Source organism: Kitasatospora sp. NPDC127067, from assembly GCF_042724755.1.
Classification (GTDB): Bacteria; Actinomycetota; Actinomycetes; order Streptomycetales; family Streptomycetaceae; genus Kitasatospora; species Kitasatospora lactacystinica.
Genome location: NZ_JBHXEM010000017.1, coordinates 65,792 through 80,047 on the forward strand (window position 1 = coordinate 65,792; position 14,256 = coordinate 80,047).

Below are 14,256 nucleotides of genomic sequence, written 5' to 3' on the forward strand. Positions count from 1 at the left end.
AATATGACGCAGAGTCAGTCAGCCTTCTGCTGGGCCGCGGTGCTGTGCCTGGTGGCCGTCGCGGCGTGGCGTGCGGTGCAGGAGCAGTTGCCGGGTGGGCGGCGCTCCAGGCTGGTGCTGGCGGGCAGCGGGCCGCCGGTGCTGAGGGTGGGCCCGGAGGCGGTGGTGCGGGCCCGGGGTCGGCTGCCGGGGTTCCTGGCACCCGAACTGCTGCTCCTGCCGACGGGACTGGCCGCCGGGCAGGCCACCGCCTCGCCGGTGCCGGTGCTCGCGGCGGCCCTGGCCGTCCTGCCGCTGCGCAGATGGCGGTCGCGCAGACGCCTGGCGGCGGAGGCCCGACACCGGGCCGCGGCCGTCGTGGAGCTCTGCGCCGGCCTGGCGGGGGAGTTGCGCGGCGGGGCGACGCCGGAGCAGGCGCTGCACCTGGTGACCGCGCGGCTCGCCGCCGACCCGGCGGGGCTGCGCGGGCTCGGCGAGGAGCCGGTGGCCCGGCTGGCCGCGGGCCGCTACGGCGGGGACGTGCCCGCCGCGCTGCACCTGCTGGCCGAACTGCCGGGCGGCAGTGGGGCCGCGGCCATCGCGGCCTGCTGGCGGGTGGCCGCGGACAGCGGGTCGGGCCTCGCCGCCGCGCTGGACCGGGTCGCCGAGGCGCTGCGCGGCGAGCGGGTGCTGGCGGAGGAGATCGCCGGGGAACTGGCCGGGCCGCGCGCGACGATCGCCGTCCTGGCCGCGCTGCCGGGGATCGGGCTGCTCCTCGGCGCGACGCTCGGGGCGCACCCGTTGGAGGTCCTGCTGCACACCCCGGCCGGGCTGGGCTGCCTCGTGGCGGGGGCGGTCCTGGAGGGCCTGGGCGTGCTCTGGACGGCACGCATCGTCCGGGCGGCGGCCCACGGAGCGCTGGAGGCTTCTCCGGTGCGGCGCGAGCGAATTCGAGCCTCCGGCCGCACGGTGCCCGGCCCTCGGGCGAGCGGGCGGGTCTGCGGGCTGTCGCGGGTGCGCGCGCGGGCGCTCGGGGCGGTGGCGAGGTGATGCGGGGCATCGAGTGGGTCGCGCTCGCCCTCCCGGTGGGCGCGGCCGCCCTGGGGTGGACACCGGTGCGCGGCCGGGTGAGGCGCCGACGGGTGCTCGCCCCGGCCCGGGTCGGAAAGGGGACGGCGAGGCGAACCGGGCTGACGGCGACGGACGTTGGGCGCCGACGCCGGGCGGTGACAGCGGCCGTCGCCGGGCTCGCGGCGGCGGTGCTGCTCGGTGGTGGCACCGGACTGGCCGTCGGGGTGCTGCTGGCGGTGGGCGTTCACCGGTGGTCGGCCCGGGCACGGTCGCCGGCCGACCGCCGGGAGGCCCGTGACGAGGAGCTGCTGACCAGGCAACTCCCGCTGAGCGCCGAGCTGTTGGCGGCCTGCCTCGGGTCGGCGGCGCTGCCCTCGGACGCCGTGTCGGCGGTGGGCCGGAGTGTGGGTGCGCCGCTGGGTCCCCGGCTGGTGGCGATCGGGGCCGAACTGGCCCTGGGCGCGCCGCCGGAGCTGTGCTGGAGCCGACTGGGCGAGCAGCACCCGCCGCTGGCGCCGCTGGCGCGCTGCCTGGAGCGCAGCAGCCTCGGTGGTGTCCCCGCCGCGGGCCCGCTGATCGGGCTGGCCCAGGGGCAGCGCACGGCGGCTGCCCGCGCGGCCCACGCCCGGGTCCGCCGGGCGGCGGTGCTCGCCACCGCGCCGCTGGGGCTCTGCTTCCTCCCGGCCTTCGTCCTGATCGGCGTGGTGCCGGTGGTCGTCGGCCTCACCAGCCGCTTCGCGCAGGCGATGTGAACAAGAGCCGGATGCACGGACATCGACGGACGACGAACGACAGGAGGATCTCATGACCGCAGTGATCGCGATCGGGACCGGTACCGGGCGGTCGCTCCGCCCGCTGGCCGGGGCGTGGCGGCGGAGGAGCCGTCGGGCAGCCTGCCGGGTGCGCAGGGTGGCCCGGCTCCGGGGCCGCTCGGACGCGGGGATGACCACGGCCGAGTACGCCGTCGGGACGCTGGGCGCGTGCGCCCTCGCGGCCGGGTTGTACAAGGTGGTGACCAGCGAGGCCATCACGGGCGCGTTGACCGACATGCTGGTGCGGGCGCTCCATGCCACCTAGGACGGGCCGTCGAACTCCTGCCGGTCGGCCGGCCGGGGCCGGGAGGCCCAGGCACGCAGGCGCACCCCGTGGGGTGGTCGTCGGCCGCCGACGGTCTCCGGCCCGGCGGCCGGGAGGCGCTCCCGCCACCGCCGCGTGCGGCATGCCCCTCGACGCCGCCCCGCCCGCGCTCCCGGTGGGTGACCGGGGGCTGAGGACGGCTTCCGGCCGGGCCGGGGAGCGCGGCGCCGGCCGGGCGTGGCCGCTGCGGTCGCGCGGCGACGCGGGCTTCGTGACCGCGGAGACGGCGGTGGCGCTGCCGGCGCTCGTCCTGCTCGCGGCGATGCTGATCTGGGGCGTGCTCGCGGCGGCCACGCAGATCCGCTGCGTGGACGCCGCCCGGGTCGGCGCCAGGGCGGCCGCACGCGGGGAGACGGACGCCGCCGAACTCGCCCGTGCGGCGGCACCGGCGGGCGCGCAGGTCCGGGTGGCCTTGGCGGCCGACACGGTGCGGGTCGAGGTGGAGGCGCCGTGCGCGGGGCCGGGAAGGCTCGGCGGGCTGCTCGCCGTCCGGCTCAGTGCGGCGGCCGTGGCGGCGCGGGAGGACGTCCTGGTGGCGGTCACGGCGGGAGGTGGTGGTCCATGGCCGTCCTGACCGGGCTGCGGGAGACGGCGGAGCGGGTGGCACGCGCCCGTGCGGCCCGAGCCGTCGCGGCGGGCGGGCGAGGGCCGGACGCCGGCTCGGCGACGGTCTGGCTGCTCGCCCTGGCGATGCTGGGCACGGCGGTGTTCGCCGGGACGATCGCGGTCGGCTCCGTGGTCGCCTCCCGGCACCGGGCCGAGTCGGCGGCAGACCTCGCGGCCCTCGCCGCGGCGGACCGGCTGCTGCTGGACCGGGACGGCGGCTGCGCCCGGGCCGCCGCGATCGCCGCCGCGCAGGGCGCCGGACTGGTGTCCTGTGCGGTCGACCGGTCGGCGGACGCCGTCGAGGTGGTGGCCGAGGTGGACGTCCGCGGGCTCCCGGCCCGGCTGCCGGTCGGCCCGGCGCGGGCGAGGGCCAGGGCCGGGCCGGTACGGGCCCCGGTCACCGGTCCCGAGGACGTGCCGGACGCCGGGCCGGTCGGGGATCCGAGCGAAGCTCCGAGCGGAGCCCCGAGTGCGGCGGCGGTCTCATGAACGGGCCGGCGCTCCACCTTCCGGTCCCGGGGCCGCCTCCGGCGCGTCGGGCGCGTCGGGCGCCTCCGGACCGGCGCTCGTCTCCGAAGCGTCCGAAGCGTCCGAAGCGTCCAAAGCGTCCGGAGCATCCGAAGCGTCCGAAGCGTCCGGAGTCTCCGGGCCGTCGGGCGCCTCCGGTCCGTCCTGCGTCTCCGCAGCTCCGGCGGCCCCGGCCAGCAGGACGTCCAGGAGCCGGACGGCGGCGGCCTTGTCCAGCGGGTCGTTCCCGTTGCCGCACTTGGGCGACTGGACGCAGGACGGGCAGCCGCGCTCGCACTCGCAGGAGGCGATCGCCGTCCGGGTGGCCGTCAGCCACTGGACCGCCCGCCGGAAGCCCCGTTCGGCGAAGCCGGCCCCGCCCGGATGGCCGTCGTAGACGAACACGGTCGGCAGGCCGGTGTCCGGGTGCAGCGGAACGGAGACGCCGCCGATGTCCCACCGGTCGCAGGTGGCGAACAGCGGCAGCAGTCCGATCGAGGCGTGCTCGGCGGCGTGGGCGGCGCCGGGCAACTGGTCGGGCGGGATGTCCGCGTCGAGCAGCTGGTCCTCGGTGACGGTCCACCAGACCGCGCGGGTGCGCAGCGTGCGGGGCGGCAGGTCGAGCTTGGTCTCGCCCATGATCTCCCCGGTGGAGATCCGTTTGCGGAGGTAGCCGACCACCTGGTTGACCACCTCCACCGAGCCGAAGCTGAGTCGGCCCTCGCCCCATTCCACGGTGGTGTCGGTGTCCAGGACGGAGACGGAGGTGATGTCGCGGGCGGCCGTGGTGTACGGCGGGTCGGCCGGTTCGACCAGGGCCACGGAGTTCTCCAGGTCGAACTCCCGGACCAGGTAGGTGCGGCCCTGGTGGAGGTGGACGGCCCCGGTGTGGACGCTGGTGTGGGCGGCCGCGGCGTCCACCGTGCCGAGCAGGCGGCCGGTGTCGGCCTCGACGACCTGAACCGGACTGCCGCCGCTGCCGCGCAGGTCCACCGCGTCGGCCGCGCGCTCGCGACGGGTCCAGTACCAGGAGCCGTCACTGCGCCGGCGCAGCAGGCCGCGCCGTTCCAGGACCGGGAGCAGCGGCGCGGTGGACGGCCCGAACAGTTCCAGGTCGGCATCGGTGAGCGGGAGTTCGGCTGCCGCCGCGCACAGGTGCGGGGCGAGCACGTGCGGGTTGTCGGGGTCGAGCACGGTGGCCTCGACGGGCGCCGCGAACAGCGCCTCCGGGTGGTGCACCAGGTAGGTGTCCAGCGGGTCGTCCCGGGCGATCAGCACGGCCAGCGCGCCCTGGGCCTCCCGGCCGGCCCGGCCCGCCTGCTGCCAGAGCGAGGCCCGGGTGCCGGGGTAGCCGGCCATCAGGACGGCGTCGAGGCCGGAGATGTCGACGCCCAGTTCGAGAGCGGAGGTGGAGGCGAGGCCGAGCAGTCGGCCGGTGTGCAGATCGCGCTCCAGGGCGCGGCGTTCGTCGGCGAGGTAGCCGCCGCGGTAGGCGGCCACCCGTCCGGCGAGCGGGCGGGCGAGCTGGTCCTGGGCCTGGAGCGCCACGAGCTCGGCGGCACGCCGGGAGCGGACGAAGACGACGGTGCGGATCTCCCGCTCGACCAGGTCGGTCAGCAGGTGCGCGGCCTCGGCGGTCGCGGTGCGGCGCACGGGCGCGCCGTGCTCGCCGACGTTCTCGGTGAGCGGCGGCTCCCAGAGGCCGAAGACCATCGGCCCGCGCGGCGAGGCGTCCTCGGTGACGGCGAGGGCGGGCAGGCCGGTCAGCCGCCGGGCGGTCGCGGCCGGGTCGGCGGTGGTGGCGGAGGCCAGCAGGAAGGTGGGTGACGAGCCGTAACGGGCGCAGATGCGGCGCAGCCGCCGCAGCACCTGGGCGACGTGCGAGCCGAACACGCCCCGGTAGCTGTGGCATTCGTCGACGACCACGTAACGCAAGGCCTTGAGGAAGGAGGACCAGCGGGCGTGGCCGGGCAGGATGCCCCGGTGGAGCATGTCCGGGTTGGTGAGCACGTAGGAGGCGTACTGGCGGACCCACTCGCGCTCCTCGGTCGGGGTGTCGCCGTCGTACAGGGCGGCGCGGACCCTCGGCGGGGCGAGTTCGGCCGCCCGGCGGCGCTGGTCGGCGGCGAGCGCCTTGGTCGGAGCCAGGTAGAGCGCGGTGGCGCCGCGGCCGTTGCGGGCCTCGGTGCCGTCGAGGAGGTCGCTGAGCACCGGTGCCAGATAGCCCAGCGACTTGCCCGAGGCGGTGCCTGTGGCGATCACCACAGTCTGGCCGCTTTTGGCCAGATTCATCGCTTCTGCCTGGTGCGCCCACGGCTGTTCCACCCCGAGGGCGCGTGCCGCGGCCACGACCTCCGGACGGATCGAGTCCGGCCACGGTGAATAACGTGCAGGTCGGGCGGGAAGGTGCTCCGTATGGGTGAGCCGGTCGGACCGCCCCCGGCCGGTGGCCAGGGTCGTGAGCAGTGCCTCGGGCGGGCTGTGTCGGGGCGGCATGGGGACCCAGTGTGTCACCGGCGTGACGGAGAATCGTCGTAAGCCATCGTGCGGGCATGGCCGCAGGTGGTTGAATGTGGCCGTGACGGCCGTATGGCCGTGGGTCGCAGCGCTGAGGCTTGCCACGCGTTGGCTGGGCGCGCCCGGGCTCGCGACCATGCGGTGGCGGCCGTCCGGCCGAGGATCGCACATGACGTAGCAAGGCAAGGTGCTGGAGGTTCCGTGGACCTGTCCCTGTCGACCCGTTCAGTCGGCGATCGTACGGTCGTCGAGGTTGGCGGCGAGATCGATGTGTACACCGCCCCGAAGCTGCGGGAGCAGCTGGTCGAGCTCGTCAACGACGGCAAGTACCACCTCGTCGTCGACATGGAGGGCGTCGACTTCCTCGACTCGACCGGCCTCGGTGTGCTGGTCGGTGGTCTGAAGCGGGTGCGCGCCCACGAGGGCTCGCTGCGCCTCGTCTGCAACCAGGAGCGCATCCTGAAGATCTTCCGCATCACCGGCCTGACCAAGGTCTTCCCGATCCACACCTCGGTGGACGACGCGGTCAACGCGACCGACTGACGCGGCCGGGCCGGCCCGGGTGGCCGGCCCGCTCGTTTCCTCGCGTCCGGGAGCCCGGGCCCGTGCGGCCCGGTGCGTCCTCGGACGCCCCTGGGCCGGTTCCGCCGGCCCGCAGGGGCCGGACCTCCGGCCCCGGTCGGAGCACCCCGAGGGGGAGAGATGGCAACCGTCGAACTTCGATTCAGCGCGCTTCCCGAGCATGTGCGGACGGCCCGACTGGTCGCCGCGGCAGTCGCCAGACGGGCCGGGGTCGACGAGTCGGTGCTCGACGAGGTCCGGCTCGCGGTCGGCGAGGCGTGCTCCCGCGCGGTCGGGCTGCACCAGCGCGGCGGCATCGGCGGCACGGTCCGGGTCGCGCTGACCGATCAGGAGAAGCGTTTCCTCATCGAGGTCGAGGACGAGGCCGGCCCCGCCGCCGTCCCGGCCTCCGGCGCCGCCGAGGGCGGCGACCCGGACGAGGACACCCTGGGCCTCGCCGTGATCACCGGCCTGGTCGAGGACCTGGAGGTCACCAACGGCACGGACGGCGGCCTGATCCGGATGAGCTGGCCGGTCTCGGTCCCCTCCGTCGCGGTCTGAGGCGCCGCCGGCGCCGCTTTCGCGCTTCCGCACGCCCGCGAGGGCTGGAGCCCGGCTCCCGGGCAGGCGTCGACGCGTGGTGATCCCGGCGGTCGGCTGCTCCCGGACGACCGGGTCAGCTCGTCGATCGGGCCTCGTCGCGATGGGCGACGTCCGGGTGGGTTCGCATCCCGTCACCCGGACGACCGGGCAGGCCGCCGGGACATCGGCAGCCGCCTCGACCTCCGGAGCGTTCCGGCGCCGAGCTGCCGGTCAGCCGTCGGCGGGCACCCGGGGCGAGGAGGTCCGCGTCGGCATGCCCGTAGGCCGGCTGTGCGAGGACGCGCCCTCCCCTGCCGGCGCAGCAGCAGCGGCCGACCTCGCCCGTCGTTCCGCTCGACAGCGATCCCGTTCGACAGCGATCCCGTTCGACAGCGATCCCGCACGACATCGAGCATCGGCACGGGCAGCGGGCAGCGGGCGGCAGGCAGCGGGCAAGCGGGGAGGGAAACCGGAAATCGGGGAACGGACACCGGCCGTGTAGGTTCGACGACCGATGACGACCGAAACCGAAAGGCTCCTCCCGGTGAACAAGCGACTGCTGGCCGTACCCGCCCTCGGCGTGCTGCTCGCGTTCGGTGCCGTCGGCTGTGGCGGCGACGACAACAACAGCAAGCAGCTGGAGTCCTGGGCGTCGACCGTCTGCGGCGCCGCCAAGGACCCGATCTCCCAGGCGCAGGCCGCGCTCGCCGACACCGGCCAGGTGAAGACCGGCGAAGTCCCCGCCGACCTCCAGAAGCGGCTCTCCACGGACATCGGGCGGCTGGCCAAGACCAACCAGGACATAGCCGCCGCCATCGACGGTGCCGGGGCGCCCAAGGTGCAGGACGGTGCGACCCTCCAGAAGGACACCGTCGACGAGCTGAAGAAGGCGGCCGACGGCTACGTCGAGGTCCAGAAGAAGCTGGACGCGCTGCCCAACACCGACCAGGCCAAGTTCGCCGACGGGCTGCGCAGCGTGGCCGACCAGGTGCAGCAGCTGGCCTCGCTCTCCACCCAGGCGCAGAGCAAGCTCCAGCGCGGCGATCTCGGCGCGGCGATGGCCAAGCAGGAGGGCTGCAAGCCGTCCCCGACCACCGCCCCGACCGGTGGTGCCACCGGTGGTGCGGGTGCCGGCGCGAGCGGCACCCCGGCCCCGGGCGGTGCGGGCACGACCCCCGCCCCCGGCGCCACCGACACCCCGGGCGCCCCGGCCACCACCCCGGCGCCCGGCGCGACCGACAGTGCGAGCCCGGCCGCTGCCGGCGCGACCACCGCTCCGTCCGCCCCGGCCGGCACCCCGGCGAACCCCGCCCCCAGCGCGAGCTGAGCCCCCCGGCGGACCGCACGATCCGACGCGCGCCGCCCGTCACCGGCCCGCCCCCGTCCCCGGCCCGGGACCCGGCTGGTGATGGGCGGCGCGCGTCGGCCATGACGAAGTCACCCGAGCCGCCGCCGGTCGCCGCCGAACGACTCGGCGCCCCCGGCAGGGCGGCGCGCGGTGGCTCCCGGGGGCGTGCGTGGTGGTGCGGGCTTCCGTCCGATGGCCGCGGGGCGCAGCGGCGGCCGCGGGGTGGGCGCCGGGGGACAATGGCGGGGTGATCAGTAGCCCCGTTCTCGACCCGACCCGCCTCGCCAAGTTCCGCGAGGCGCTGCTCGCCGCCTCGTTCACCGCCGACGGGTGCCTGGACCTGCTCGGGCCCACCGGCTATTCGGCGTTGGCCCGCAGCGAGGCGGTCCCGGCACTGCGGGCGACCCGCGGTGGCAGCCCGCTGGAGACGCTGGTGCGGCTGTTCCTGCTCCAGCAGCCGGTCCCGTACCGGGCGGCCGCCGCCGCGCTGCCGGTGGAGGACTGCCTGGCGGACGGCTGGCTGCGCCCCGACGGCGATCTGGTGCGCGCCACCGTCGACGTCCGGCCGTACGCCAACGAGGTGGCCGGGATGCCCAGTTCGGATGCCTGGGTGGTTTCCGACCTGGGCTGCGCGGTGGGCGGCGCGGGCGGCATCGGCTCCGGCGAGACCGCGCACGGGGTGGCCCGCAAGGACCTGGTGCTGGGCGTCGGCGGTGCCTCCACCACGCTGGCCAACATCACCGTGCGCCGTTCCGTCCGGGCCGCGCTGGACCTCGGTTCGGGCTCCGGTGTCCAGGCGCTGCACGCGGCCCGCCACGCCGGGACCGTCACCGCCACGGACCTCAATCCGCGCGCGCTGCGCTTCACCGAGCTGACCCTGGCGCTGTCCGGTTTCGACAACACAGAGGTGTCCACCGGAAGCCTCTTCGAGCCGGTCGGGGAGCGGAAGTTCGACCTGATCGTCTCCAACCCGCCGTTCGTCATCTCGCCGGGCGGCCGGTTCACCTACCGCGACGGCGGCATGGCCGGGGACGACCTGTGCCGCAGCCTGGTCCGCTCGGCCGCCGACCACCTGGAGCCCGGCGGCTACTGCCAGCTGCTCGCCAACTGGCAGCACGTCAAGGGCGAGGACTGGCAGGAGCGGCTGGCCGGCTGGGTCGCGGGCACCGGCCTGGACGCCTGGGTCGTCCAGCGCGAGGTCCAGGACGTGGCCCAGTACGCCGAGTTGTGGCTGCGCGACGGCGGTGACCACCGCGGCCCCGGCGGCGACTACCAGGCCCGGTACGGCGAGTGGCTGGACGCTTTTGAGGCGGGCCGGGTCGAGGGCATCGGGATGGGCTGGATCACCCTGCGGGCGAGCGGCGCCGAGCGTCCGACCGTCCGGGTGGAGGAGTGGCCGCACCCGGTGGAGCAGCCGCTGGGCCCGCACATCGAGGCCTGGTTCGACCGGCAGGACTTCCTCCGCTCGCACGACGACGCGGGCCTGCTCGCGGCCCGCTACGTGCTGGCCGACGAGGTGGTCCAGGAGCAGGTCGGCGCGCCGGGCGCGGAGGACCCGGAGCACGTGATCCTGCGTCACAACCGGGGCATGCGGCGCGCCACCAAGGTGGACACCGTGGGTGCCGGGTTCGTCGGGGTCTGCGACGGGACGCTGTCGGCGGGCGAGATCGTGGACGCCATCGCGCAGCTGCTCGGCGAGGACCGGGTGGTCCTGCGGGACCGGGTGCCGGAGTCGCTGCGCCTGCTGACCGAGCAGGGGTTCATCGACCCGGTCCGCTGAGGCCCGTCCCGACGCGTCCCGACCCGTCCTGACCTGTCCTGGCTCTCCGTGGCCGGATTCACCGTGCCCGGTTGTGCCGTGCCCGGATTCACCGTGTCCGGACCCCGGCCCTCCGTGACCGCACCCGCCGAGACCTGACCGGTTCACTCGCCCGTACCCCCTGGTTCGTCCGGCCGCCGCCGGGTGGCAGTCTCCCGTTGGCTCTCCACTGTGAAGCTCTGTCCACAGGCTGTGGACAGAGCTGGGGAGCCGGGGGCCAGGGGTGGACACGACGACGGCGATGGTGGGCGGGTCGGTGCTCGCCCTCTTCGGTGGCGTGCTGCTGCTCTGGTGCGCCGCCGAAGTGGGGTTGCGCCTGCGGGTGCGCCGCCGGGGGGCGTCGGCGGTGGCCGCCGTGATGGCCGAGGACGACGTGCACGGCCAGCTGGACAGTGCTCCGCTGCTCTCCTTCTCGGTGCCGCCCTCGGTCGGCGGCGCCGGCGCGTGCGGGATCGCCGGGCTGGTGATCGCCCGTCCGCGGGGGCACACCCCGCTGCGCCGCCCGGACCGCTTCGCGCCCGGAGCCTCGGTGCGGATCTGCTACGACCCGCAGCGCCCGAGCAGGGTGGTGCTGGCCGCGGGGGAGGTCGGGCGGGCTGCCGTCGTGGACCTGCTGTGGAGCGTCCTGGGCGTGGGCTGCCTGGCGGCGGGCACCGGGCTCCTGGCCGTGGCCGGCGGCTGAGCGCCGCCCCCGCTCCGCCCCACCCCCGCCCCGCCCCACCCCCGCCCCGCTCCGCCTCCGCTCCGCCCCACCCCCGCCCCGCCCCACCCCCGCCCCGCTCCGCCTCCGCTCCGCCCCACCCCCGCCCCGCGAGAACCCGTCGAATTTCCGTTGACAGATCTTGAAATCCGTCATTCCATCCTCCGGAACCTGCCGAAGGCCCCCCTCCGCGGGGCGCGAACCTCCGTCATCGGGTTACCGTTCGAGTGGCGTCGGTGAGCCCGGCAAGTGAAAAAGCGGGATCCGTCCGTTTGACAAGGGTGGCCGGGGTACGGTCACACTCCGCTGGTGGGGGTGTCGTGCCGCGGCAGCCCCGGGGCGGTGGAGGGGTCGGGCGGAGTGCAGCCCGTGCTGCCGGCGCCGACCAGCCACATAAGGACCGGGAGAGAAGAGCGAAGGTGTCCCCGAGCAGCGAGACCGCGCACGGACAGCGACTCGTCATTGTCGAGTCGCCGGCCAAGGCGAAGACGATCAAGGGCTACCTGGGCCCCGGCTACATCGTCGAGGCGAGCGTCGGGCACATCCGCGACCTCCCCAGCACCGCGGCCGAGGTGCCGGACAAGTACACCGGCGAGGTGCGGCGCCTCGGGGTGGACGTCGACCACGACTTCGCGCCCATCTACGTGGTCAACGCGGACAAGAAGTCCCAGGTCAGCAAGTTGAAGTCGCTGCTCGCGGAGTCCGACGAGCTCTTCCTCGCCACCGATGAGGACCGCGAGGGCGAGGCCATCGCGTGGCACCTCCAGCAGGTGCTCAAGCCCAAGGTGCCGGTGCACCGCATGGTGTTCCACGAGATCACCAAGTCGGCGATCCAGGAGGCCGTGGCCAACCCGCGCGAGCTCAACCAGCGCCTGGTCGACGCCCAGGAGACCCGCCGCATCCTCGACCGGCTGTACGGCTTCGAGGTCTCGCCGGTGCTGTGGAAGAAGGTCATGCCGAAGCTGTCGGCGGGCCGGGTGCAGTCCGTCGCCACCCGACTGGTGGTCGAGCGGGAGCGCGAGCGGATGGCCTTCCGCGCCGCTTCGTACTGGGACCTGGTCGGCACCTTCGGTACCGGCCGTACCCCGGCCGACGCCGCCAACCCGGAGACCTTCGGCGCCCGGCTGGCCTCCGTCGACGGCAAGCGGATCGCCAGCGGCCGCGACTTCGGCCAGGACGGCCGGCTGAAGGCCGCCAGCGTGAACACCCTGCACCTGGACGAGCAGGCGGCCCGTCAGCTGGCTGCCGCCCTGGAGCAGACGGCGTTCGGCGTCCGCAGCGTCGAGTCCAAGCCGTACCGCCGCTCGCCGTACGCGCCGTTCCGCACCACGACGCTCCAGCAGGAGGCCAGCCGCAAGCTGGGCTTCGGCGCCAAGCGGACCATGCAGGTGGCCCAGAAGCTGTACGAGAACGGCTTCATCACCTATATGCGTACCGACTCCACCACGCTGTCGGACACCGCGGTCACCGCCGCCCGGGCCCAGGTCACCCAGCTGTACGGCGCCGACTACCTGCCGGACGCCCCGCGCACCTACGCCAGCAAGGTGAAGAACGCGCAGGAGGCGCACGAGGCCGTCCGCCCGTCCGGCGACCGCTTCCGCACCCCCGCCGAGACCGGCCTGACCGGTGACGACTTCAGGCTGTACGAGCTGATCTGGATGCGCACCGTCGCCTCCCAGATGAAGGACGCGGTCGGCCAGTCCGTCACCGTCCGGGTCGGCGGCACCTCCGCCGACGGCCGGGACGTCGAGTTCTCGGCCACCGGCAAGATCATCACCTTCCACGGCTTCCTCAAGGCCTACGTCGAGGGCGCCGACGACCCGAACGCGGAGCTCGACGACCGCGAGCGCCGGCTGCCGCAGGTCGCCCAGGGCGACCCGCTGGCCGCCGAGCGGATCACCCCGGAGGGCCACGCCACCAAGCCGCCGGCCCGCTACACCGAGGCCTCGCTGGTCAAGGAGCTGGAGGACCGGGAGATCGGCCGCCCCTCCACCTACGCGTCGATCATCGACACGATCATCCAGCGCCGGTACGTCTTCAAGAAGGGGACGGCGCTCGTCCCGTCCTTCCTCTCCTTCGCCGTGGTCAACCTGCTGGAGAAGCACTTCGGCCGGCTGGTCGACTACGACTTCACCGCCAAGATGGAGGACGACCTCGACCGGATCGCCGCCGGTGAGGCGCAGTCCGTGCCGTGGCTGAAGCGCTTCTACTTCGGCGAGGGCGAGGGCCACGCCGCGGGCGGCGCCGCCGAGGCCGGCAACGGCGACGGCGACCACCTGGGCGGCCTGAAGGAACTGGTCACCGACCTCGGCGCGATCGACGCCCGGGAGATCAGCTCGTTCAGGGTCAGCGACGACATCACCCTGCGGGTCGGCCGCTACGGCCCGTACGTCGAGCGCGCCTCCACCGTCGAGGGCGAGCCGGGCCAGCGTGCCGACATCCCGGACGAGCTGCCGCCGGACGAGCTCACCGTCGAGCTGGCCGAGGAGCTGCTGGCCAAGCCCAGCGGCGACTTCGAGCTCGGCCCGGACCCGGTCGGCGGCAACATGCTGGTCGCCAAGGACGGCCGCTACGGCCCGTACGTGACCGAGATCCTGCCCGAGGGCACGCCGAAGACCGGCAAGAACGCGGTCAAGCCGCGCACCGCCTCGCTGTTCAAGACGATGTCGCTGGACACCGTCACGCTGGAGGACGCGCTGCGGCTGCTCTCGCTGCCCCGGGTGGTCGGCACCGACGCCGAGGGCGCGGAGATCACCGCGCAGAACGGCCGCTACGGCCCGTACCTCAAGCGCGGCACCGACTCCCGTTCGCTCACCAGCGAGGACCAGCTCTTCACGATCACCCTCGACGAGGCGCTGGCGATCTACGCCCAGCCGAAGCAGCGCGGCCGGGCGGCCGCCGCCCCGCCGCTCAAGGAGCTGGGCAACGACCCGGTCAGCGAGCGCCCGGTGGTGGTCAAGGACGGCCGCTTCGGTCCGTACGTGACCGACGGCGAGACCAACGCCACGCTCCGCAAGGACGACGACGTCGAGACCATCACGCCGGAGCGCGGGTACGAGCTGCTCGCCGAGAAGCGGGCGCGCGGACCGGTGAAGAAGGCGGCGAAGAAGGCCCCGGCGAAGAAGGCCGCGGCCAAGAAGACGACCACCGCCAAGACCGCGGCGACCAAGACCGCGGCCGCGAAGAAGACCGCCGCGAAGAAGACCACCACCAAGACGGCGGCGGCGAAGAAGACGGCGGCCAAGAAGACCGCCACGAGCACGACGGCGGCCGACAAGGCCTCGGCCACCGAAGAAGGCTGATCCGCGGTCACCGCGGCCGGGCCCGCACCCCCGACCCCGGGGGGCGGGCCCGAGGCCCGTCGGGTCTGTGCGGGGTACGTCACAACCCGGTGATGAGCACGATCCGGAAGCCCGTTCGCCACATTCC

At 74.9% G+C, this 14,256-nt stretch carries 12 protein-coding genes; 11 read left to right on the forward strand and 1 reads right to left on the reverse strand.

All coding sequences use genetic code 11. The features are described from left to right. The first annotated feature begins 3 nt into the window (after nucleotides 1-3). The 5 genes from ACFWJ4_RS10250 to ACFWJ4_RS10270 all read left to right on the forward strand — a co-directional run bounded on the left by ACFWJ4_RS10250 (nucleotide 4) and on the right by ACFWJ4_RS10270 (nucleotide 3,282). Nucleotides 4-1,029, forward strand: coding sequence for a type II secretion system F family protein (locus ACFWJ4_RS10250; protein ID WP_380541521.1), 1,026 nt, complete (start codon nucleotides 4-6; stop codon nucleotides 1,027-1,029). Beyond that, on the forward strand, nucleotides 1,029-1,802 hold the full coding sequence (locus ACFWJ4_RS10255; RefSeq protein WP_380541524.1) for a type II secretion protein F: 774 nt from the start codon (nucleotides 1,029-1,031) through the stop codon (nucleotides 1,800-1,802). Before ACFWJ4_RS10250 ends, ACFWJ4_RS10255 begins: the two co-directional genes overlap by 1 nt. A 52-nt stretch (nucleotides 1,803-1,854) precedes the next feature. After that, nucleotides 1,855-2,127 (forward strand): DUF4244 domain-containing protein, encoded by a 273-nt coding sequence (locus tag ACFWJ4_RS10260; RefSeq protein ID WP_380541527.1) that lies wholly within the window; start codon nucleotides 1,855-1,857, stop codon nucleotides 2,125-2,127. Nucleotides 2,128-2,269: 142 nt separating this feature from the next. After that, nucleotides 2,270-2,761, forward strand: coding sequence for a TadE family type IV pilus minor pilin (locus ACFWJ4_RS10265; RefSeq protein ID WP_380541530.1), 492 nt, complete (start codon nucleotides 2,270-2,272; stop codon nucleotides 2,759-2,761). Next, entirely contained in the window at nucleotides 2,749-3,282 is a 534-nt protein-coding gene (locus ACFWJ4_RS10270; protein ID WP_380541533.1) for an Rv3654c family TadE-like protein, read from the forward strand. The genes ACFWJ4_RS10265 and ACFWJ4_RS10270 overlap by 13 nt, the downstream gene beginning before the upstream one ends. Here the strand turns inward: ACFWJ4_RS10270 and ACFWJ4_RS10275 are convergent. Next, complete coding sequence (locus ACFWJ4_RS10275) at nucleotides 3,277-5,796, reverse strand: DEAD/DEAH box helicase (protein ID WP_380541535.1); 2,520 nt, start codon at nucleotides 5,794-5,796, stop codon at nucleotides 3,277-3,279. The genes ACFWJ4_RS10270 and ACFWJ4_RS10275 overlap by 6 nt on opposite strands. Before the next feature lie 222 nt (nucleotides 5,797-6,018). Between ACFWJ4_RS10275 and bldG the strand changes: the two genes are divergently transcribed. From bldG to topA, 6 genes are all read left to right on the forward strand, one after another. Then, complete coding sequence (bldG, locus tag ACFWJ4_RS10280; protein ID WP_049659132.1) at nucleotides 6,019-6,360, forward strand: anti-sigma factor antagonist BldG; 342 nt, start codon at nucleotides 6,019-6,021, stop codon at nucleotides 6,358-6,360. Nucleotides 6,361-6,519: 159 nt separating this feature from the next. Further along, complete coding sequence (locus ACFWJ4_RS10285; protein WP_359902044.1) at nucleotides 6,520-6,939, forward strand: ATP-binding protein; 420 nt, start codon at nucleotides 6,520-6,522, stop codon at nucleotides 6,937-6,939. A gap of 535 nt (nucleotides 6,940-7,474) precedes the next feature. After that, nucleotides 7,475-8,287: a hypothetical protein gene (locus ACFWJ4_RS10290; protein ID WP_380541538.1), complete on the forward strand. Its 813-nt coding sequence runs from the start codon at nucleotides 7,475-7,477 to the stop codon at nucleotides 8,285-8,287. A 268-nt stretch (nucleotides 8,288-8,555) separates the two neighbouring features. After that, complete coding sequence (locus ACFWJ4_RS10295) at nucleotides 8,556-10,088, forward strand: methyltransferase (protein ID WP_380541541.1); 1,533 nt, start codon at nucleotides 8,556-8,558, stop codon at nucleotides 10,086-10,088. Nucleotides 10,089-10,350: 262 nt separating this feature from the next. Further along, nucleotides 10,351-10,809, forward strand: a complete 459-nt coding sequence (locus ACFWJ4_RS10300) for a hypothetical protein (RefSeq protein ID WP_380541544.1) — start codon at nucleotides 10,351-10,353, stop codon at nucleotides 10,807-10,809. A 437-nt stretch (nucleotides 10,810-11,246) separates the two neighbouring features. Continuing rightward, complete coding sequence (gene topA / locus ACFWJ4_RS10305) at nucleotides 11,247-14,129, forward strand: type I DNA topoisomerase (RefSeq protein ID WP_380541547.1); 2,883 nt, start codon at nucleotides 11,247-11,249, stop codon at nucleotides 14,127-14,129. The last annotated feature ends 127 nt before the right edge of the window (nucleotides 14,130-14,256 follow it).

Bases quoted from the DNA above. Each gene is read 5' to 3' on its own strand.
- ACFWJ4_RS10275 (WP_380541535.1), bottom strand. From the start codon at position 5,796: ATGCCGCCCCGACACAGCCCGCCCGAGGCACTGCTCACGACCCTGGCC.
- ACFWJ4_RS10290 (WP_380541538.1), top strand. From the start codon at position 7,475: ATGACGACCGAAACCGAAAGGCTCCTCCCGGTGAACAAGCGACTGCTG.
- ACFWJ4_RS10270 (WP_380541533.1), top strand. From the start codon at position 2,749: ATGGCCGTCCTGACCGGGCTGCGGGAGACGGCGGAGCGGGTGGCACGC.
- ACFWJ4_RS10260 (WP_380541527.1), top strand. From the start codon at position 1,855: ATGACCGCAGTGATCGCGATCGGGACCGGTACCGGGCGGTCGCTCCGC.
- ACFWJ4_RS10265 (WP_380541530.1), top strand. From the start codon at position 2,270: ATGCCCCTCGACGCCGCCCCGCCCGCGCTCCCGGTGGGTGACCGGGGG.
- ACFWJ4_RS10285 (WP_359902044.1), top strand. From the start codon at position 6,520: ATGGCAACCGTCGAACTTCGATTCAGCGCGCTTCCCGAGCATGTGCGG.
- ACFWJ4_RS10250 (WP_380541521.1), top strand. From the start codon at position 4: ATGACGCAGAGTCAGTCAGCCTTCTGCTGGGCCGCGGTGCTGTGCCTG.
- ACFWJ4_RS10255 (WP_380541524.1), top strand. From the start codon at position 1,029: ATGCGGGGCATCGAGTGGGTCGCGCTCGCCCTCCCGGTGGGCGCGGCC.